Annotated in this window: 20 protein-coding genes and 2 riboswitches; of the genes, 6 read left to right on the forward strand and 14 right to left on the reverse strand. The window is 67.5% G+C overall.

Features of this window, described 5'->3' with window-relative positions:
- Nucleotides 1-170 precede the first annotated feature (170 nt).
- Both pdxS and RCH21_RS10070 read right to left on the reverse strand, forming a co-directional pair.
- Nucleotides 171-1085, reverse strand: coding sequence for a pyridoxal 5'-phosphate synthase lyase subunit PdxS (gene pdxS / locus RCH21_RS10065; RefSeq protein WP_326964256.1), 915 nt, complete (start codon nucleotides 1083-1085; stop codon nucleotides 171-173).
- Between the two features lie 123 nt (nucleotides 1086-1208).
- Nucleotides 1209-2318, reverse strand: a complete 1110-nt coding sequence (locus tag RCH21_RS10070) for a spore photoproduct lyase family protein (RefSeq protein ID WP_326964257.1) — start codon at nucleotides 2316-2318, stop codon at nucleotides 1209-1211.
- 165 nt (nucleotides 2319-2483) lie between these two features.
- Nucleotides 2484-2596, forward strand: a riboswitch (SAM riboswitch).
- 36 nt (nucleotides 2597-2632) lie between these two features.
- On the opposite strand from RCH21_RS10070, the gene RCH21_RS10075 reads away from it, so the two are divergent.
- On the forward strand, nucleotides 2633-3244 hold the full coding sequence (locus RCH21_RS10075; protein ID WP_326964258.1) for an AmiS/UreI family transporter: 612 nt from the start codon (nucleotides 2633-2635) through the stop codon (nucleotides 3242-3244).
- 57 nt (nucleotides 3245-3301) lie between these two features.
- Complete coding sequence (locus tag RCH21_RS10080; RefSeq protein WP_326964259.1) at nucleotides 3302-4555, forward strand: acyl-CoA dehydrogenase family protein; 1254 nt, start codon at nucleotides 3302-3304, stop codon at nucleotides 4553-4555.
- A 117-nt stretch (nucleotides 4556-4672) separates the two neighbouring features.
- On the opposite strand, the gene RCH21_RS10085 is transcribed toward RCH21_RS10080, so the two are convergent.
- The 5 genes from RCH21_RS10085 to RCH21_RS10105 form a co-directional block, all read right to left on the reverse strand.
- Nucleotides 4673-4945, reverse strand: a complete 273-nt coding sequence (locus RCH21_RS10085; protein ID WP_326964260.1) for a hypothetical protein — start codon at nucleotides 4943-4945, stop codon at nucleotides 4673-4675.
- Nucleotides 4946-5189: 244 nt separating this feature from the next.
- On the reverse strand, nucleotides 5190-5810 hold the full coding sequence (pgsA, locus tag RCH21_RS10090; protein WP_326964261.1) for a phosphatidylinositol phosphate synthase: 621 nt from the start codon (nucleotides 5808-5810) through the stop codon (nucleotides 5190-5192).
- The gene (locus tag RCH21_RS10095) at nucleotides 5810-6448 is read right to left on the reverse strand and encodes an HIT family protein (protein WP_326964262.1); all 639 of its coding nucleotides are present in this window, start codon (nucleotides 6446-6448) and stop codon (nucleotides 5810-5812) included. Before RCH21_RS10095 ends, pgsA begins: the two co-directional genes overlap by 1 nt.
- On the reverse strand, nucleotides 6448-8442 hold the full coding sequence (gene thrS, locus RCH21_RS10100; RefSeq protein ID WP_442784699.1) for a threonine--tRNA ligase: 1995 nt from the start codon (nucleotides 8440-8442) through the stop codon (nucleotides 6448-6450). The genes RCH21_RS10095 and thrS overlap by 1 nt, the downstream gene beginning before the upstream one ends.
- Before the next feature lie 215 nt (nucleotides 8443-8657).
- Nucleotides 8658-8960 (reverse strand): chorismate mutase, encoded by a 303-nt coding sequence (locus RCH21_RS10105; RefSeq protein WP_326964264.1) that lies wholly within the window; start codon nucleotides 8958-8960, stop codon nucleotides 8658-8660.
- A 149-nt stretch (nucleotides 8961-9109) separates the two neighbouring features.
- Here RCH21_RS10105 and RCH21_RS10110 point away from each other — a divergent pair, with 149 nt between their 5' ends.
- The 3 genes from RCH21_RS10110 to RCH21_RS10120 all read left to right on the forward strand — a co-directional run bounded on the left by RCH21_RS10110 (nucleotide 9110) and on the right by RCH21_RS10120 (nucleotide 11177).
- Nucleotides 9110-9367: a mycoredoxin gene (locus RCH21_RS10110; RefSeq protein WP_326964265.1), complete on the forward strand. Its 258-nt coding sequence runs from the start codon at nucleotides 9110-9112 to the stop codon at nucleotides 9365-9367.
- A gap of 95 nt (nucleotides 9368-9462) precedes the next feature.
- A complete protein-coding gene (locus RCH21_RS10115) occupies nucleotides 9463-10548 on the forward strand; it encodes an S-(hydroxymethyl)mycothiol dehydrogenase (RefSeq protein ID WP_326964266.1) in 1086 nt (361 codons plus the stop codon).
- Complete coding sequence (locus tag RCH21_RS10120) at nucleotides 10548-11177, forward strand: MBL fold metallo-hydrolase (protein WP_326964267.1); 630 nt, start codon at nucleotides 10548-10550, stop codon at nucleotides 11175-11177. The genes RCH21_RS10115 and RCH21_RS10120 overlap by 1 nt, the downstream gene beginning before the upstream one ends.
- Before the next feature lie 26 nt (nucleotides 11178-11203).
- Here RCH21_RS10120 and RCH21_RS10125 read toward each other — a convergent pair whose 3' ends face one another.
- The 7 genes from RCH21_RS10125 to RCH21_RS10155 all read right to left on the reverse strand — a co-directional run bounded on the left by RCH21_RS10125 (nucleotide 11204) and on the right by RCH21_RS10155 (nucleotide 17017).
- A complete protein-coding gene (locus tag RCH21_RS10125; protein WP_326964268.1) occupies nucleotides 11204-11953 on the reverse strand; it encodes a lipoate--protein ligase family protein in 750 nt (249 codons plus the stop codon).
- Nucleotides 11954-12047: 94 nt separating this feature from the next.
- Nucleotides 12048-12839 (reverse strand): alpha/beta hydrolase, encoded by a 792-nt coding sequence (locus RCH21_RS10130; RefSeq protein WP_326964269.1) that lies wholly within the window; start codon nucleotides 12837-12839, stop codon nucleotides 12048-12050.
- Nucleotides 12840-13002: 163 nt separating this feature from the next.
- The gene (thiE, locus tag RCH21_RS10135) at nucleotides 13003-13662 is read right to left on the reverse strand and encodes a thiamine phosphate synthase (protein ID WP_326964270.1); all 660 of its coding nucleotides are present in this window, start codon (nucleotides 13660-13662) and stop codon (nucleotides 13003-13005) included.
- Nucleotides 13662-14507 carry a hydroxyethylthiazole kinase gene (gene thiM, locus RCH21_RS10140; protein WP_326964271.1) on the reverse strand — a complete coding sequence of 282 codons (846 nt, stop codon included), beginning with the start codon at nucleotides 14505-14507 and terminating at the stop codon, nucleotides 13662-13664. The genes thiE and thiM overlap by 1 nt, the downstream gene beginning before the upstream one ends.
- Before the next feature lie 42 nt (nucleotides 14508-14549).
- A riboswitch (TPP riboswitch) is annotated at nucleotides 14550-14648 on the reverse strand.
- Between the two features lie 88 nt (nucleotides 14649-14736).
- Nucleotides 14737-15768 (reverse strand): aldo/keto reductase, encoded by a 1032-nt coding sequence (locus tag RCH21_RS10145; RefSeq protein ID WP_326964272.1) that lies wholly within the window; start codon nucleotides 15766-15768, stop codon nucleotides 14737-14739.
- Nucleotides 15769-15817: 49 nt separating this feature from the next.
- Nucleotides 15818-16102 carry a DUF427 domain-containing protein gene (locus tag RCH21_RS10150; RefSeq protein WP_326964273.1) on the reverse strand — a complete coding sequence of 95 codons (285 nt, stop codon included), beginning with the start codon at nucleotides 16100-16102 and terminating at the stop codon, nucleotides 15818-15820.
- A 138-nt stretch (nucleotides 16103-16240) separates the two neighbouring features.
- Entirely contained in the window at nucleotides 16241-17017 is a 777-nt protein-coding gene (locus RCH21_RS10155) for a thioesterase family protein (protein ID WP_326964274.1), read from the reverse strand.
- A gap of 319 nt (nucleotides 17018-17336) precedes the next feature.
- On the opposite strand from RCH21_RS10155, the gene RCH21_RS10160 reads away from it, so the two are divergent.
- Nucleotides 17337-18908, forward strand: a complete 1572-nt coding sequence (locus RCH21_RS10160; RefSeq protein ID WP_326964275.1) for an MDR family MFS transporter — start codon at nucleotides 17337-17339, stop codon at nucleotides 18906-18908.
- The last annotated feature ends 13 nt before the right edge of the window (nucleotides 18909-18921 follow it).

Here is an 18921-nt window from a genome sequence, read left to right on the forward strand (position 1 = left end):
GACCAACCCCCTTACCCACCCATCGCGGCGGGCGAACAGGCCACCCTCACCGGCTTCCTCGACTACGTGAGCGGTAGCAGAAAGGACCGCACCCTCCTGGGGGTGCGATCCTTTCCGCTGCGCGCCCGATGCCGGCGCTCGGCCGTCCTACAGGCCGTACTGCAAAGCTGCTACCAGCCGCGCTCCGCGAGACGGTGCGGCTGCGGGATCTCGTCCACGTTGATGCCGACCATCGCTTCGCCCAGTCCACGCGAGACCTTTGCGATCATGTCGGGGTCGTCATGGAACGTCGTCGCCTGCACGATGGCGTTCGCGCGCTCGGCCGGGTTTCCCGACTTGAAGATGCCTGAGCCGACGAACACGCCGTCGGCGCCGAGCTGCATCATCATGGCCGCATCCGCAGGCGTGGCGATGCCACCCGCGGTGAACAGAACCACGGGCAGGCGGCCGGCGGAGGCCACTTCCTTCACGAGTTGATAGGGAGCCTGGAGCTCCTTGGCCGCGACGTACAGCTCATCCTCGGCCATCGAGGACAGCCTGTTGATCTCCGAGCGGATCTTGCGCATGTGCATCGTGGCGTTGGAGACGTCACCGGTACCAGCCTCGCCCTTCGAGCGGATCATCGCAGCGCCCTCGTTGATACGCCGAAGCGCCTCACCGAGGTTGGTGGCTCCGCAGACGAAGGGAATGGTGAACTTCCACTTGTCGATGTGATTGGTGAAGTCGGCGGGCGTGAGGACCTCGGACTCATCGATGTAGTCGACGCCGAGGGACTGAAGGACCTGTGCCTCCACAAAGTGACCGATACGGGCCTTGGCCATGACGGGGATGGACACGGCGTCGATGATGCTGTCGATCATGTCGGGATCGCTCATGCGGGAGACCCCGCCCTGGGCACGGATGTCCGCGGGAACCCGTTCGAGCGCCATGACGGCTACCGCACCGGCGTCCTCGGCGATGCGTGCCTGATCGGCTGTGACGACATCCATGATGACGCCGCCCTTGAGCATTTCAGCCATACCGCGCTTGACCCGGTTGCCGCCGGTCTGCGCTGTGGTTGCCGAATTGTCTTCAACGGTGGACACAACTTGCCCCTAAAGGTAGATAAAAGCTGACCCTTCATGATACGCCGCTCGCGACCCCTCCCCCGCTCGCCAGCGTCCTCCGGTGACACGCACGCCGCCGTGGCGCGGACGAATGCGGATGGATCAGGTCCAGTAGAGGAGCCGGGCAGCGGGTAGGCGCCGCTCCAGTTCCTCCGTGAACCACTGCCGCATCTCCGTCATGGTCTGCTTCGGGTACACGTACTTGACCCCGCCGAACTTCGAACGCTTCTGGCTCCACAGATCCTCGTCCATGTCGAGCTTCGTCCTGGGATACCAGCTCAGCAACACCTCCTTGCTCGCCGGGGTGAAGCGGTGCGTGATAATCTCCGCCGTCAGGTCGAGGTCGTCGATACCGGCGACTGCCTCGGAGATGTCATCCAGCAATGCGCCGTACTGCTCGCGCCAATCCGGTACGGGCATGATGGGCGCGATCGTCAGGCCCACACGGTAGCCGGCTGTAGCCACAGCACGGAGGGCGGCGAGCCGGGCCGGCATACGCGCCGTTCCGCCCTCGAACCGGTTAGCTACCTCGGCAGCATTGACCGAGAAACGGACCCGCGTCCTGCGCCCATGGTCGAGCGTCACCAGCTCTCCGACGTCGTCGAACTTGGTGGTGAACCGCAGTTGGACGTCGCTGCCGAACTCGCCCGAGCCGACGCGGGAGATCGCGGCAGCAAGCGAGCCGGTCACGCTCTCGATGCCGAGTGGATCGGTGTAGCAGGACATCTCGAAGGTCGTGCCCTCGTCACCCCGATCGATGGTTCCGCGGGTGACGGAACCCCTGCCGGCGTGGGTGCGGATCCCGCCCAGCACCTCGTCGAGATTGGCGTAGGCCCGGGTGACCGGAGGCCCCTGCAGGGATCCGGCGAGGTAACAGTACTGGCAGTGGGCGGGGCAGCCCTTGGCGAGGTCGATCCGCCAGTCCGCGCTCGGTGGGATCGGCTGCGGCTTGAGGGCGCTCGGAGGTGCGACGACGACGGCCAGCGTGTTCTTGGCGGATGCGTAGGTTTCGCGCTCGGTGGCGCCACGGAGTCCCGTCAGCGCGTTGCCGGGCAGGATCCGGATGTCGTCGACGCCGGCGATTTCGCAGCGCCTGATGATCTCGGCTGTGTGCGGTAGGTCGGCTGCGGCCCGCGTGATCATCACGTGTCTGGGCACCCACAGACGGGTAGGAGAGAGGGTGGTCAGGTCCATTTCCTGGGCTGTTGTCATTACCTCGTATAACAAGTCGGACGTCTCGGATGTTCCGCCGGATCACGGTCCGTGCGGTCATCCGCACGGTCGTCCGCACGGTTCAGGTCACGCGAGGTCATAGTGCGTTACCGCGCGTCTCAATGCCGTTCCTTCCACCTCTGTCGGCCTAGTCTCGGGAGCACAGATCAAGAGTTCCGACGCAAAGCCCTGGCTCGTCGGACGGCAACCCCCTCCGTGGTGGGGTGCCCCAGGTGAAGATCCGGCACTGCGTGAAGCGCGCGGGGCAAGCACGGCGCGTACCCGAGGGTCCGCGTCCCGTCGATGGGACGTCCATGTCATACATCTGCCTCCTGCTTTCCGGAGCAGCTCTTCTGATCAACGGTCTCGGCCTGCTGGGCCGTGTGGCACCGCGCGATTCGGGATTCTTCAACCTGGTGATCGGTGTACTCCAACTGGTCATCGCCCTGCTGATCGCATCGACGGGAGGCCCGGAAGCCGCTGGTTCGGCCAGCGGAATCGTCCTGTTCGGTCTCACCTACCTCTATGTAGGGCTCAGCTCGGTCGCCGGCCTCGGTTCCGCCGGCGTCGGCTGGTTCTGTGCCTTCGTCGCCGTTCTCGCAGTCGTGTTCGCCGGAACGGAGGCCGACGGCGACCCCATCAATTCCGTGCTGTGGCTCGGTTGGGCGGTGCTCTGGAGCCTCTTCTTCCTGCTGCTCGCCCGCGGCGCCACGCGCCTCACACGAATCACCGCCTGGAGCGCGATCCTCGTCGGCACGTCCAGCACCGTGATTCCCGCCGTCCTCGGCCTCAACGGAGCATGGCCGTCGGGCGGTACCTCTGTCATCGCTGCTGCCGCAGCCCTAGGTGTCCTGTTCGTCGTGGCCGCGACCATCAGCGCACGCCCCGTGCGTGTCCTTACACCCCCGGTACCCGTCTCAGCCTGACGCTCCTCTGCTTCCTCTCTCCCTTCCCGTTCGATCTCCACCAGCGAAAGGTCCGACATGCCGACCCTGACCCACACCCCTCCGACCACGGACGCGGATTACGAACTCCTGGCCGCCCGCTTCCGGCCCCTCTTCGCCGAGATCGCCGAGGGTGCGTCACGCCGCGAGCTCGACCATGAGCTGCCCCGGAAGGAGATCCGATCGCTCATCACTGCCGGGTTCGGAGCGTTGCGGGTGCCTGTCGCAGACGGCGGCCTCGGCGCCTCCCTGCCACAGCTCTTCCGCCTCCTCACCGAGCTGGCAGCTGCCGATTCGAACATCCCGCAAGCGCTGCGCGCGCACTTCGCCTTCGTCGAGGACCGCCTTGTCTCGACCGGCCCTCAGCGCGCAGTCTGGCTCAAGCGCTTCGTCGATGGCGAAACCGTCGGCAATTCGTGGACGGAGGTCGGCGGCGTCACGATCGGCGACGTCATCACCAAGGTGAGCCCCGACCCCGACAGGCACGACGGCGGCTTCCTCATCAGCGGCACCAAGTACTACTCGACCGGCAGCATCTTCGCGGACTGGATCGACACCTTCGCCCAGCGCACCGACAACGACGTCAAGGTGATCGCGGTGGTGAGCGCCCACCAGCCCGGGGTCACGCACGCCGACGACTGGAACGGTTTCGGCCAGCAGACAACCGGCTCCGGTACCTCGACCTTCGAGCGGGCGCGGGTCGACGCCGGGAACGTCATCGACTTCGACACCAGGTTCAAGTACCAGACGGCCTTCTACCAGGCGGTGCTGCTCGCCGTCCTGGCCGGCACCATCACTGCAGCCGAACGCGACGTCGCACACGAGGTGCGCAACCGGACCCGGATCTTCAGCCACGGCAATGCTTCGTCGTTCGCGGCCGACCCGCAGATCCTGCAGGTGATCGGCGAGGTCTCCGCAGCCGCTTACGCCGCGGACGCCACAGTCGAACGGGCCGCCCGCGCCCTGCAGCACGCCTATGAGAGTGCCTTCCTCGACGACGAGGCCGAGGACGAGCGGCGGAACGACGTCGCCGAACTCGAGACCGCGAAGGCGCAGGTGATCCTGACGGCACTTGCCACGAGGGCGACATCGGACGTCTTCAACGCGCTCGCCGCCTCCGGCGTGAGCACGGCGAAGAACTTCGATCGTCACTGGCGGAACGCGCGTACGGCTGCCAACCATAACCCGTGGGTCTTCAAGGCGAGGATCATCGGGGACCACTCGGTGAACGGGGTCGTGCCGCCTCGGGTCTGGTCCATAGGGTCAGCACCCTCGGGCGCCGCGAAAGCGTAAGCGACCGGAGCGATCAGGAGTTGGGGACACTGCCGCGCCACCCTGTCCACCGCCCATGGCAGGGATGCGGCGCGCCGGAGCTGCAGGGCGACAGCTCCGGCGGAGGATGAGGTCCCGTTACCCGGTGTCGTCGCCGTGCGAACTCGAGTGCCTCGGCGCATGTACCGTCGGGCCATGTACCGTCGGGCGGCGGGCGGCCATCATCTCGCGGCGCTCGAGTTCGTCGAGTACGCGGTCCACCGCCTGCTCGGGCCACGGTGAGGAGTGATGTCCTGCCCGCGTGGCTTCAAGTCGGGAGCTACGCGGTACGGCACCCCTCTGGAGGAGCAGCAGATCCACCTGCGAAACGATGTGCAGGTCAGCGGGCAGGAATCCTGAAAGATGTGGCATGGGGGGCGTCCTTCCGAGTTGAGCAGGTGTCCTCCCCTCTTAGACGGTTCATCCGGCGCTAACTCATCGACGGCTACCCACTTCAGTGGAGGTCCGACGGCGGATAAGGGGGAACCGTGCAAGCGGACGCATCGATACCCGGTGCCAAGCCGCCGGGGAGGTCCGCCCGGGACCGTCGCGGGCGGACCTCCCCGGCCTGCCGGGTTGTCGGAACCCGATCATGCACCTGGCTCTCGGCGCAGGGTCAGGACGGCGACGGCGCCTCGAGCGACTGCTGCCGCACCGCGTTCACACGTTGGAATACCGTGACGACGCTGGCCAGTGCCAGGATCACGAGCACGGCGAGAAGGACGCCTTCGGGCAGACCCAGCCCCGTCAGCCCCGTGACGACGAGGACGGATACGAGGCGCTCGGCGCGCTCCGCCAGGCCCACATTGGCCGTGAACCCGAGCGATTCTGCCTTGGCTCGCGCGTAGGAGACGATCATGCCGAGGACCAGGCACGCGAGTGCCGCGATGGCGATGGCCGGGTTCTGCCCGCCCGTGAAGAACCAGATGGCGACGCCGGCGAAGAGCGCGCCGTCGGCGATGCGGTCCAGGGTCGAGTCGAGGAAGCTCCCCCACAGACCATCGTGGCCCTTCATGCGCGCCATGATGCCGTCGATCATGTCCGAGAAGACGAAGAGGGTGATGAAGACCGTGCCCCAGAACAACTGTCCCAGCGGGTAGAACACGAGGGCACCGCCGGCCACCCCGATGGTCCCGGCGACGGTGACGGCGTCGGGAGTGACGCCCCACTTGAGCAGGAGCCGCGCCAAGGGCGTGAGCAGCCGCGTGAAGAATCCCCTTGCATATTTGTTGAGCATCAGGACACCGACCCGGGAGTACCACCCGTGGCGTTGCCTGCCGGCCAGGCCGCGGCCACCTGATCGCGGACCTCGCCGAGCGTCTGCGTGATGGCTTTGGTCTGCGCGATGATCGGCAGGAAGTTGCCGTCTCCGCCCCACCTCGGCACCACGTGCTGATGGAGGTGCGCGGCGATGCCGGCGCCGCCGGTGACACCCTGGTTCATCCCGAGGTTGAAGCCCGACGGGTTGGAGACGTGGCGCAGGACGCGCATCGCGGTCTGCGTGAGGGACGCGATCTCCGCGGTCTCGGCTTCGTTGATGTCCGTGTAGTCGGGGACGTGCCGGTAGGGACAGATGAGGAGGTGACCGGCGTTGTATGGGAAGAGGTTGAGCAGCACGAAGGCGTGGGCGCCACGGTGCACGATCAGGGATTCCTCGTCACTCAGTCCCGGAGCGTGGCAGAACGGGCAGGTCTCCTCCGACGTGACCTTGTCCTGTCCGCCCTTGATGTAGGCGAGGCGGTGCGGCGTCCACAGGCGTTGGAAAGCATCCGGGACGCCGGCAAGGTCGAAGCCGTCCGTCACGGCAGCATCACCCGGATAGGCTCCCGCCGGTTGCCCGGCCGGGAGCCCGTTCGCAGCGTCCGCGTCCGCCATCAGGGAGTAGCCTCCCTGCTGCGAACCGCCTCCACGATTCGGCGGACGGCCTCGTCCACAGGCACCTGATTGTCCTGGCTGCCGTCCCGGAACCTGAAGGAAACGGCGTTGGCTTCCTGGTCCTCGCCCCCTGCAATCAGCACGAACGGCACCTTCTCCTTGCTGGCTGTTCGGATCTTCTTCGGGAAACGGTCAGAGCCGGCGTCGACGTGCGCCCGGATGCCCTCGGCCTTGAGCTTGTCGACGACGTCGTACAGGTAGTCGTTGAAGGCCTCGGCGACAGGGACCGCGAGGACCTGCACGGGTGCAAGCCAGGCCGGGAACGCTCCGGCATAGTGTTCGGTGAGCACTCCCATGAAGCGCTCGATCGACCCGAACAGGGCCCGGTGGATCATCACCGGGCGCTGGCGGGAGCCATCGGCCGCCTGGTATTCGAGTTCGAAGCGGTCGGGCAGGTTGAAGTCGAGCTGGATCGTCGACATCTGCCAGGTACGCCCGATCGCATCGCGCGCCTGGACGGAGATCTTGGGCCCGTAGAACGCCGCTCCCCCGGGATCGGGCACGAGGTCCAGCCCGGAGGCCTCCGCGACCTCCGCGAGCGTGCGGGTGGCCTCGTCCCAGATCTCATCGGATCCGACGGACTTCTCCGGGTTGCGCGTCGAGAGCTCCAGGTAGAAGTCCTCGAGGCCGTAGTCCTTCAACAGTCCGAGGACGAAGTTCAGGGTTCCTGTCAGCTCGTCCTTCATCTGCTCGCGCGTGCAGTAGATGTGGGCGTCGTCCTGCGTCATGCCGCGGACCCGCGTCAGGCCGTGCACCACACCGGATTTCTCGTACCGGTAGACGGAACCGAACTCGAACAGGCGCAGTGGCAGTTCGCGGTAGGACCGGCCCCGGGACCTGAAGATCAGGTTGTGCATGGGGCAGTTCATCGGCTTGAGGTAGTAGTCCTGCCCGGGCTTGCGCACCGTGCCGTCCTCGTTGAGCTCCTCGTCGACGTGCATCGCCGGGAACATGCCGTCGCGGTACCAGTCGAGGTGGCCGGAGACCTCGTAGAGGTGGCCCTTCGTGATGTGCGGTGTGTAGACGAACTCGTATCCGGCGTCGGTGTGGCGCTGGCGCGAGTAGTCCTCCATGGCCTTGCGGATGATGCCGCCCTTGGGGTGGAACACCGGCAGGCCCGATCCGAGCTCGTCGGGGAAGGAGAAAAGGTCGAGCTCCGTGCCGAGTCGCCGGTGATCGCGGCGCTCGGCCTCGGCCAGGCGTTCCTGGTAGGCCTTCAGCGCGTCCTTCGTGGGCCACGCCGTACCGTAGATGCGCTGCAGCTGCTTGTTCTTCTCGCTTCCGCGCCAGTAGGCGGCGGCAGAGCGGGTGAGCGCGTAGGCGTTGGAGATGAGCTTCGTGTTGGGCAGGTGCGGACCGCGGCAGAGGTCCTGCCAGACGACGTCGCCGGACTTGCGGTCCACGTTGTCGTAGATGGTCAGGTCACCGGCGCCGACCTCGACGGAGGCGCCGTCCTCGTCCGTCGCCCCGCCCTTCAGCCCGATGAGCTCGAGCTTGTACGGCTCGTTCTTCATCGCCTCGCGGGCTTCGTCCTCGGACACGACGCGGCGCACGAAGCGCTGGTTGGTGTTGACGATCTTCAGCATCATCTTCTCGAGCTGCTTGAGCTCGTCCGGCGTGAAGGGCTCCTCGACGTCGAAATCGAAATAGAAGCCGTCGGTGATGTACGGGCCGATGCCGAGCTTGGCACCCGGGCGCAACTGCTGGACCGCCTGCGCCATGACATGGGCGGCGGAGTGCCGGAGCACCTCGAGGCCTGCGGGATCCTCGAGCGTGATGCCCTCCACGGATGCGCCGTCGGGCAGTTCCTGGTCGAGGTCCTTCAGCTCCCCGTCGACCCGCATGACGACGACGTCCCGCCGCTCTCCGAACAGCTCAGCGCCGGTGGTGCCCGTGGTCGCCTGTTTCTCTTCGCCGTCGACGATGAGTTTCATGGACTGGGGCGCTGACACGGGCGGTCTCCTCGGTGCTGGGAAAGATGGGTGCCCTGCGGGGCGCGACGGCCCCCGGTAGGACAGGGAATCGCCGTCCTGATCGTATCGGGTGGCCGCGGGGCCGACCAACAAGCTCGCCGCCGTGCGTCGACTCCGCCCTCCGGCTGAACGTGGCGGACTACCGCACGGCCCTCCGACGTGTCGCGGAGCGGACGTCAGGGCTCCCGACGCACCCGCAGCTCGAACTCGATGAACGCCGAGATCATGGCGCGGTAGGTGTGCTCGACGACCGTCGGATCGACACCGAGCTTCGAGGCGTAGCCGCGGACGTTCGTGATGACCTGCTCGACGCGCGCGGGGGCGCGCACCGAAGCGTCGTCGCGCTTCAGCGTCCCCGCCCTGCGGACGAGGCGCTCCCTGCGGGAGATCAGGGACACGATCTGCTCGTCCACCTCGTTGATGGCGTCACGTACCGCCATCAACTGCTGTGCATTCCGCTCTTCGTCTTCTCCGGCCATCCCGTGAGCCTACCGGTGCAGGTCGCCTCGCGGAGCACCGGGCAAGGAATGCCACGGCCGCGCGCCGTGTTGACGCGTGTGCGGGCAGATCAGCCGCCATCCATCGATACATAGCTGCGGGACCACCGCACGCAGACCTGAGGAGCACCGTGGATTACACGCCAGAAGCCGGATCCATCACCATGTTCTCGACCTCCTGGTGCGGCTACTGCCGTCGCCTGAAGTCGCAGCTCGACGCCCAGGGGATCGGCTACAACGAGGTCAACATCGAGCAGGTCGAAGGGACCGCGGAACTCGTGGCGTCGCTGAACGGCGGCAACCAGACCGTGCCCACGGTGATCTTCCCCGATGGCAGCACGGCCACGAATCCTTCCCTCGCCGAGGTGAAGACGAAGCTCGCGGTCTAGCCTTGCTTACCTGCCCCCACCGGCCGTCCCCCATATGCTGGGACTGGTGGCTCCCTCGACGGGACCACCGCTCCTAGCGGAAGGACAGCAAGAACATGGTGCATAGAGTTCAGGGCGTCGTGGTGCGGGCGAAGGATGCCCCCGCCGCTATAGAGACAATCCTGGTGCCGGATCCGGGGCCGGGTGAGGCCCTGGTCGACATCCTGACCTGCGGTGTCTGCCACACCGACCTCCACTACAAGCAGGGCGGCATCAATGATGATTTCCCCTTCCTGCTGGGCCACGAGGCCACCGGCGTCGTGAGTGCCGTCGGTGACGATGTCACCACGGTGGCCCCCGGCGACCGCGTGATCCTCAACTGGCGTGCTGTCTGCGGCGAATGCCGCGCCTGCCGCCGAGGAGAGCCGCAGTACTGTTTCAACACCCACAACGCCACGCAGAAGATGACGCTCGAGGACGGCACCGAGCTGTCACCGGCACTCGGCATCGGAGCCTTCGCGGAGAAGACACTCGTTGCCGCGGGCCAATGCACGAAGGTTGATCCAGCAGCGGATGCCGCCGCCGTGGGGCTGCTCGGCTGCGGCGTGATGGCCGGCATCGGCGCGGCCATCAACACCGGTAACGTCTCCCGCGGGGACTCGGTCGCCGTCATCGGCGCCGGCGGAGTGGGCATTGCAGCCATCGCCGGCTCGAAGCTCGCCGGTGCCACCACGATCATCGCCGTGGACATCGACAAGCGGAAGCTGGACCTGGCGAAGGATCTGGGCGCCACGCACGCCATCAATTCCAAGGAGGAGGATGCGGTGGAGGCCATCCGCGCACTCACCGGCGGCAACGGGGCCGACGTCGTGATCGACGCCGTCGGACGCCCGGAGACCTACAAGCAGGCGTTCTACGCACGCGACCTCGCCGGAACGGTGGTCCTCGTCGGGGTTCCCACGCCGGATATGACCCTCGAGCTCCCCCTGCTCGACGTCTTCAGCCGCGGCGGCGCGCTGAAGTCCTCCTGGTACGGCGACTGCCTGCCCAGCCGGGACTTCCCCATGCTCGTCAGCCACTACCTGCAGGGCAACCTCGACCTGGACGCCTTCGTCACCGAGCGCATCACCCTCGACCAGGTCGAAGAGGCCTTCGAGAAGATGCACGGCGGCACCGTACTCCGTTCGGTGGTGGAGCTCTGATGGCGGCGCGGATCGAGCACCTCGTCACCTCTGGCACCTTCTCGCTGGACGGCGGCACGTGGGACGTCGACAACAACGTATGGATCATCGGCGACGACGTGGAGTGCGTGGTGATCGACGCACCGCATGACGCGGCGGCGATCGTGGACCAGGTGAACGGGAGGGTTGTCCGCGCGATCCTCCTGACCCATGCCCATGATGACCACATTCGGGCCGTTCGGGACCTGTTCGACGTCGTGCATGCTCCCATCTACCTGCATGCAGGCGACCGGGAGCTGTGGAACATGGTGTTCCCCGAGCTCAGCCCGGACCAGTGGATAAGCGACGGCGACACGATCGACGTCGCCGGGGTCACCCTCACCGCACTCCACACCCCTGGCCATTCGCCGGGGTCCGTGTGCTACTACCTCGAGGAGGCGGGCACGGTGTTCACCGGCGACACGCTCTTCCAGGGAGGGCCGGGAGCCACGGGTCGCTCGTACAGCGACTTCCCGACCATTATCGAGTCCATCCGTACTCGCCTCCTGACCCTGCCCGCCGACACCATCGCGCGGACCGGACACGGGGACAGCACCACCATCGGTGATGAGGCTCCACACCTCGAGGAGTGGATCCAGCGCGGACACTGACCGCGCCAGGCGTCCTGCCCTTCCCGTCAGGAGGGGCGGGACGCCACCTCCGCTGGAGCTGCATGGAGGTCCAGGACAGCGGCATAGGCCGCCAGCAGGGCGTCCTGGACGGCGTCGACGGTGACCCCGGGCACCAGGTCCTCGGCCGTTCCGGCGGTCGCCGGTTCCCAGCCGAGGCCGAGGGCCGCATAGACGTCCGTGAGGACGGAACGCAGTGGCCGCGCGTCCTCGACGACGACGACGGACGAGAACAGCCACGCTCCCGCGATGACGCGCTGGGCGGTGCCAACGAGCTTGATGGTCGGGACGCCGTTACGCCGTCCATGCACGCTGAACTCACCCGGGCAGTACTCGCCGGGAACCTCACCCACGTGTGCGTCGATCCCTACAGCGGCGAGTACGTCCGCGAAGAAGTTCCCGAACGCCGCGAACCGCAGGTGCGTCCCCGCGACGGCGTCGGGCGCCGGCTCGATGTGATCGATGACCAGGCACCCCCGGTGGTACGCGGCCGCCCGACCTCCGGCCCGACGCACGAGCGGCGCGAAACCTCTGTCTGCCGCGGCCCTGCCGGCGTCGACGAAACCGGGTAGCCGTGCGTCCCGTTGCCCGAAAGCCACCGTGGGGCTCGGGCGGTAGAGACGGAGCGTCGGCAGGCGTTTCCCGTCCGCCACGTCGCGCAGGAGGCTGATCCCCCGGCCCAGTTCTGCGGCGGCGTCATCGGAGACGGGGTCGATGACGAGTTCGAGCCCGCCTGCGCCGTTCCACGAAGTGCTCATTCGTCCATCGTAGGCAGTGGGTCGAACAGCAGACGCCACGTCCGGACCCGGTCAGATGCCGCCGGAAGTCCTTCCGGCGTCGGTGCCGCTCGCATCAGGGCGTGGGAGTCCAGTCGAGCCAGAGAGCCGCTTCGACCGCGATGGCCGACGGGACGGTGTGCGGGCCGTCGAACTCCCGGTACACGACCTCGTAGCCCTGGCGCTCGAGGGCAGGGACCACGCGTCGGCTCGTGGCATCGATCGGGAGGACGGTGTCCTTGGTGCCGTGGGCGATGAAGATCGCCGGCCGACCGTTCTGCGGCCCGGCCGGAACGAATCCTGGGGAGAAGGCGAGCACCTTGCGGAAAAGGTCACCGTTGGCGAGGCCGAGCCCCAGCGCGTAGGACGCACCGTCCGAGAATCCGGCCACGCCGATCCGCTCCGGGTCGACCGGGACGAAAGAGAAAATCTCTTCCAGCGCCCTGTCGATGACGTCCGTGTCCGGTCCGAACCTTCCCCGCATGGCGTCCCAGGTGGTTCCTCGTGAGGCAGGCGCGAAGATGGCGATGCCGAGCTGTTCTGCCGCCGCGCGCAGGACGGACAGGCCACCCTGCGCGTCCCCGCCCGCACCGTGGAGTGCGACGAGGAGCGGAACCGGTGCGTCGGTCGCCAGTGATTCGGGGAGGAAGACGATCGCGTCCCGCGTCTCGGCGACACCGAGGGCGTGCACTCCGGGCTTCCTCGTGGGACCGGGTGCCGTCGCCCCGGGTCGTGCTGTCAGTACGGCGGGATCCCCCGCCGTGCCCTCGGGCCGTCTGCCGTCCATGGAATCTCCCTCACAGGCCGTGGCCGTCAGGAGGAGCGGCGCGATCATCGCACCTGCAAGCACGGACCTCCTCGTTGCCACACCTCGGATTCTAGATTCCCCGGGCAGGGCGATTCTGGTTGCCGTCCGGCGCAGATTCGGCTACGGGCGGAGTCCCGGATGCACTGCCGCGCGTTCACGATCAGGACCGGACGGGACGCCGGTGGCGGCGCAGGTCGGGTCATCCCCCATGCTCCTCCGGCTCCTAGGAGTTCCAGGCGTTCAGCAGGGCTCGGGCCGCGCCAGCCGGAGTGGGAGCGGCGCAGATGGCCGACACGACGGCGATGCCCGCTGCCCCCGCCCGGCGCAGGGGCGCCGCGTCCGTTCCGCTGATACCCCCGATAGCGACGCAGGGCAGGTGCGCAGTCGCCACGAGGTGCGCAAAACCGTCGATACCCAGGGGTGCGGGGTGGTCCGGCTTGGTCGAGGTCGCGTGCACTGCACCCACGCCCAGGTAGTCCACGGTGCCCGCAGCAAGCGCAGCGCTCGCGGCGAACTGCTCCGGAGTGGCGGCGCTCAAACCGACGACGGCGTCCACGCCGACGATCTCCCGCACGAGCGCCGCGGGGATATCGGATTGCCCGACATGCACGCCGTGGACCTGCGCACCCCGTGCGCGTGCGGCGAGGAACACGTCGATCCTGTCGTCCACCAGCACGGGCACCCTCCCGTCGACGGCGGCGGCCACGGCGACCAGGAGGTCGACCAGCTCACGTCCTCCCGCCTGTTTGTCCCGCACCTGCACGCAGGTCACGCCGCCGAAGATCGCCGCTCCGACCACCTCGGGCACTGATCTCGGTGAGCACAGAGCCGTATCGGTCACGAGGTAGAGGGGAAGGTAGGAGGAAGGGTCCGGCCGTCCCATCAGGCACCTGCCGACAGGATCAGGCCGCGCACGACTTCGTCGGGCGTGATCGCGGCGAGCGCGTCCAGGAAAAGTGGCGCGAAGGTCCCTGGTCCGGCGGCCGTTGCGGCTGCCGACTCCGCTGCCAGCGTGTAGATGCCGGTCGCGGCGGTAGCCGCGAGCAGTGCGTCCGAGGTGAGTGCGGCGAAGGCGGCCATCACGGCGCCGAGCGCACATCCACCGCCGGTGACGCGCGTCAGCAGGGGTGTTCCGTTGGCTACCCTGAGGACGGCATCCCCCGGCGCGACGATTGCATCGACCGCCCCGGAGACCGCAACCACGGAGCCGTGCAGCGAGGCGAGCAGCCGCGCGGCCTCAAGGGCAGCTGCCGGCTCGTCGAGGGAGTCGACCCCGCGTCCGCCTTCCCCGGCGCCGGCGAGCGCGATGATCTCGGACGCGTTGCCGCGGATGATCGTCGGTCGCCGGGTGACGAGGAGCTTCGCGGTCCCGGTGCGGATGGAGAGGAACCCGACGGCGACGGGATCGAGGACCCACGGGGTCCCGGCGTCGGCCGCTGCCTCCGACGCCTCGAGCATCGCGTCGCGCTGCGATCCGGTGGGCGTCCCGAGGTTGACCAGGAGCCCTGATGCCACAGGCGCGAACTGCCCGGCTTCGCCGGGGATGTCGACCATGGCAGGGGACGCACCGAGCGCGAGCAGGACGTTGGCCGTGAAGTTGGAGACCACGACGTTGGTGATGCACTGGACCAGCGGAGCGGTATCGCGCAGGTCGGCCAGCAGCCCCGCGCAGGCCTCGGCGGTGGTGTGCCCTGCGGTCGGGGTGGGACGTTCCGTGGCGTTTCTCAAGCGATGTGCCTCTCGTGAGGAGGCGAGAGGACGTACGGGGCTGACAGCCCGGCAGGACATCCCTTCGCCAGTATGAGCTGGATCAGGTTCGACGGGTCTTATCTCAGCCCCTCCGGTGGAGGGACACCCCGTGTCATTGCTCGAACGATAACGCGTCACGCGGACGCATCCAACCCCTGGTCTGCGACGCCCTTCACGTCGGTGCGCTGTTACCGCCGGGGCGGACCTGTCAGCGGCCGCCGTCGATGCCGCGACTGCGCTGCTCGATGCCCGGGCCACCGTAGGGGTAGTCGCTGAAGGTCGGGGCGCTGACGTCGTCGAGCCGCCCGAGCTCCTCGGCGCTCAGCCGCAGGTCCGCCGAGGCGAGGTTGTCGGCCAGTTGCTCCTGCGTACGCGCTCCGAGGATCACCGAGGTGACACCGGGCTTCGCGGCCACCCAGGCCAGCGCCACGTGTGACGCGTTGACGGCACGCTCTGTCGCGATGCCGGTCACCGTGTCGATGATGCGCCACGTCCGCTCCTGCGCGTTCCGCTTCTCCCAGGCCTCCATGCCGCGCTGGGGGTTCTCGCCGAGCCGGGTGGCTCCCGTCGGCTCCGTGTCCCGGGTGTACTTGCCCGTCAGCCAGCCACCGCCGAGCGGGGACCAGGGCAGCATGCCCATCTCGGCGTCGAGCACTGCGGGGACGATTTCCGCCTCGATCTCCCGTACCAGCAGGGAGTACTGCGGCTGCAGTGTGACCGGGAGGGAATACCCGCGCTGGCGCGCGATCATGACCGCCTTCGTCAGCTGCCAGCCCGTGTAGTTGGAGAAACCGTAGTAGCCGATCTTGCCCTGCACCACCGCTTCATTGAGGAAGCCGAGGGTCTCCTCCAGCGGGGTCAGGGGATCCCAGGAGTGCACCTGGTACAGGTCGAGGTGGTCCACCCCGAGGCGGGTCAGGGATGCATCCAGTGCGCGGCGGAGGTGCCGCCGGGACAAGCCGAGGTCGTTGGCGTCGGAGCCCATGGGGAAGCGGCCCTTGGAAGCGAGCACCATGCGATCCCGCTCCGCCGGGTTCTTGCCCAGCCATCGCCCGATGATCTCCTCCGAGGTCCCTGCGGTGTAGACGTCGGCGGTATCGATCAGGTTTCCGCCCGCCGCCGCGTAGTCGGACAGGATGGCGTGCGACGTGGCCTCGTCCGATTCCGCGCCGAAGGTCATCGTGCCGAGCGCGAGGTGCGACACCGACGTGCCGCTGTTGCCGAGTTTCCGGTTCTCCATGGTGCTCCTTCATTGGTGCGCCGTGCGGCGCCGTCGTGCGTCCGGTCGGTTATTCGCTGACCGTGACGCCCTTCCAGAAAGCGTAGTAACCACGGATGTTCTCCGCCGCTTCCTTCGGTTCCGAATAGCTCCAGGCGGCATCCTTGTTCTTCTCGCCCCCGACCTCCAGGGTGAAATAGCTGGCCGTTCCCTTCCAGTGGCAGACGGTGTTGGTCTGCGTGGGTACGAAGAACTCCTCGGTGATCGAGCTCGGTGGGAAGTAGTGGTTCCCCTCGACCATCACGGTGTCCGCTGACTCCGCGATGACACTGCCGTTCCAGACTGCCTTGGGCATGATTCCTCTTCCTCGAAAACGTCCCACGGTCGCGTGGGTGTGATGTCCGCCGCGCCCGGGTGGTGCGTGGGCGGCCGTTCTCCGTGCAACCCGGGGCGGGCCCGACGCATTCCGCGGCGTCCGGGCCTCGGCTTCTGCTCAGAGCTTCCGGACGGTGAGGATCTGTTCGAGCCGACCGAACGGCCCATCGAGGTCGTGGACGACGCTCGAGGTCAGCCCCACGCCGTGCTCACCGAAGGTGACCCGGGTGTCGAGTCCGAGCCACTCCCCGGACGGCATGCGGTGGAGGTGGATCTGCAGGTCGACATTGGGGAACATCCAGCTGTCCCCGCCCGGCAGCACCCGGGAAGCGATTCCGTTGGCCGCGTCCATCATGCCGACGAGGCGCACGACATCGGAGGTCTTCTTCCCGTCCACCATCGCGTAGGGGTTTCGGATCCAGACCTGTCCCCGCCCCGGGCGATGGCCGGGCACCACGCGGACCTCGAGCGAGCGGATGAAGCCTCCCGGCCACGCCGTCATCCCCTCGTGCGGCCCTGCCGCGTCGGGCCCCGGGATGCGTGGATCCTCCACAGCGGCGACGGCGGCGGTGTCCTGCGAGCTGAGGCGCCAGGCCTTCACCACGATGGCTGTCCGTCCACCGGCCTCCATCCGCGCCTCCAGCAGTTCGATGGTGCGTCCGGGCCGGACGACGGCGGTGGAGATGTCGAACTCTCCCCCGGGGATCATGCCGAGGATGTCGAAGCTCAGGCGGCTCAGCTGCATCCCCTCGCGGGGCTCGCACTCGAGCAGGCACTGCGTCAGGAGTCCCGAGATAGGAGCCATGTGTTGCTCTTCAGGGTTCCAGGCGCCCTGGGCGTTGATCGTCGATGCGAATCTGCCCCCGCCGAGCTCGCGGTAGAAAGCATCAGGCACAAGGACTCTCCTTCGTCGATGAAAGCCGCGCGCTCGTGATGCGCCGGCCGGCAGGAATCCGCCCGGAGCCGGAGCTCCGGGCGTCGCACCCGCCCAATGCTAATGGAGCAGTCGTGCTCCCATCTCCCGGGCATCCTGCTGCCCGCGCCGACGGACGCGCCCCGTGGACGGGCGCGACGGAATAGACTCCCCCGTCCCGGAGTTCAGATGATTGATCGGACCAACGCTCCCTGAGCGGTCCCACAGAGCACATGTTCAGCGGCACCCGGACGGCTAGATCCCGGCCGAGCCGCGCAGCAGATCGAATCGAGCGGACCCCATGACCCAGAGCACACCGTCCCGCGTCTCCGACGCGATCCCGAGCCCCGAGGTTCCGTCCCCCGGCGCTGCCGCCTCCCCGGAACCCGGGTCCTCCACACAGAACACGCGTCCCTACTCCCCGGCCCCCTCATCTTCTCCCGCCGACGGCGCCCTCCCGCCGCGCGACAAGCTGGTCATCACCCTCCTGCTGATCTCCGCCTTCGTGGTCATCCTCAACGAGACCATCATGGGTGTGGCGATCCCCCGCCTCGTCGAGGACCTCGGCATCACCGTGGGCGCCGGTCAATGGCTCAGCACCGCCTTCATGCTGACCATGGCCGTCGTCATTCCCATCACCGGGTACCTGCTCCAGCGGTTCAACACGCGACCGGTGTTCATGGCGGCCATGGGTCTCTTCAGCCTCGGCACGCTCATTGCCGCACTGGCTCCCGGGTTCGGCGTCCTGGTGGTCGGCCGCGTCGTGCAGGCCAGCGGAACAGCGATCATGATGCCCCTCCTCATGACCACGGTCATGACACTGGTCCCTCCGGCTTCGCGCGGGAAGATCATGGGCAACATCTCCATCGTGATCTCCGTGGCTCCCGCGCTCGGCCCCACCATCTCCGGCGCAATCCTGAGCGTGCTCGACTGGCGCTGGATGTTCTGGCTGGTCCTCCCGATCTCCCTCGCCTCCCTCGCCGTCGGCTCCTCGAAGATGCAGAATGTCACGGAGCCCCGCCGGTCGGCGATCGACGTCCCGTCGGTCATCCTGTCCGCTGTCGCCTTCGGCGGCATCATCTACGGCCTGAGCCAGTTGGGCGAGGCTTCCACCGGAAGCGCCGTCCCCGCATGGATCCCGCTGGTCGCCGGCATCGTCGGACTCGGGCTCTTCATTGCACGCCAGCTGATGCTGCAGCGGCAGGACGCCGCCCTGCTGGACCTTCGGGTCTTCGCCTCGCGCAACTTCACCATCTCCATCGTGGCCATCGCGGTCAGCATGATGGCCCTTTTCGGAACCATCATCCTGATCCCTATCTACGTGCAGACCGTCCTCGGCATGGACCCCCTGATCTCCGGACTGCTGCTCCTGCCCGGTGGTCTCGCCATGGGCCTCCTCGGTCCCGTCGTCGGTCGTATCTACGATCGCCGTGGACCCCGAGTGCTGCTGGTACCGGGAGCGTTCATCGTCAGTGCGGTTTTCTGGTCCATGACCCAGGTGACCGAGACGACGCCCGTCCAGCTGGTCCTGGTGGCGCACGTGTTCCTCAGCATCGGCCTTGCACTGATGTTCACTCCCCTGCTGACCTCCGCCCTCGGCTCCGTAAAGCGGAACCTCTACTCCCATGGGAGCGCCGTGTTCGGTACGGCGCAGCAGCTGGCCGGGGCCGCCGGAACTGCCCTGTTCATCTCGGTGATGACCATCCAGAGCACCTCCCTGGCACGTACGGGCGTCGCTGCGGACGCTGCCCTCGCCGGTGGCATCAGGGCGGCCTTCCTGTACGGGGCGATCATCTTCCTGCTCGCCGTCGTCGCCTCGTTCTTCGTGCGTACACCGCAGCAGGACGACGACGCACCCACGCCGCTCCACTAGCGAGAAGCACGGT

The sequence above is a fragment of the Arthrobacter sp. PL16 genome (genome assembly GCF_035985055.1).
Lineage (GTDB): Bacteria > Actinomycetota > Actinomycetes > Actinomycetales > Micrococcaceae > Arthrobacter_D > Arthrobacter_D cheniae.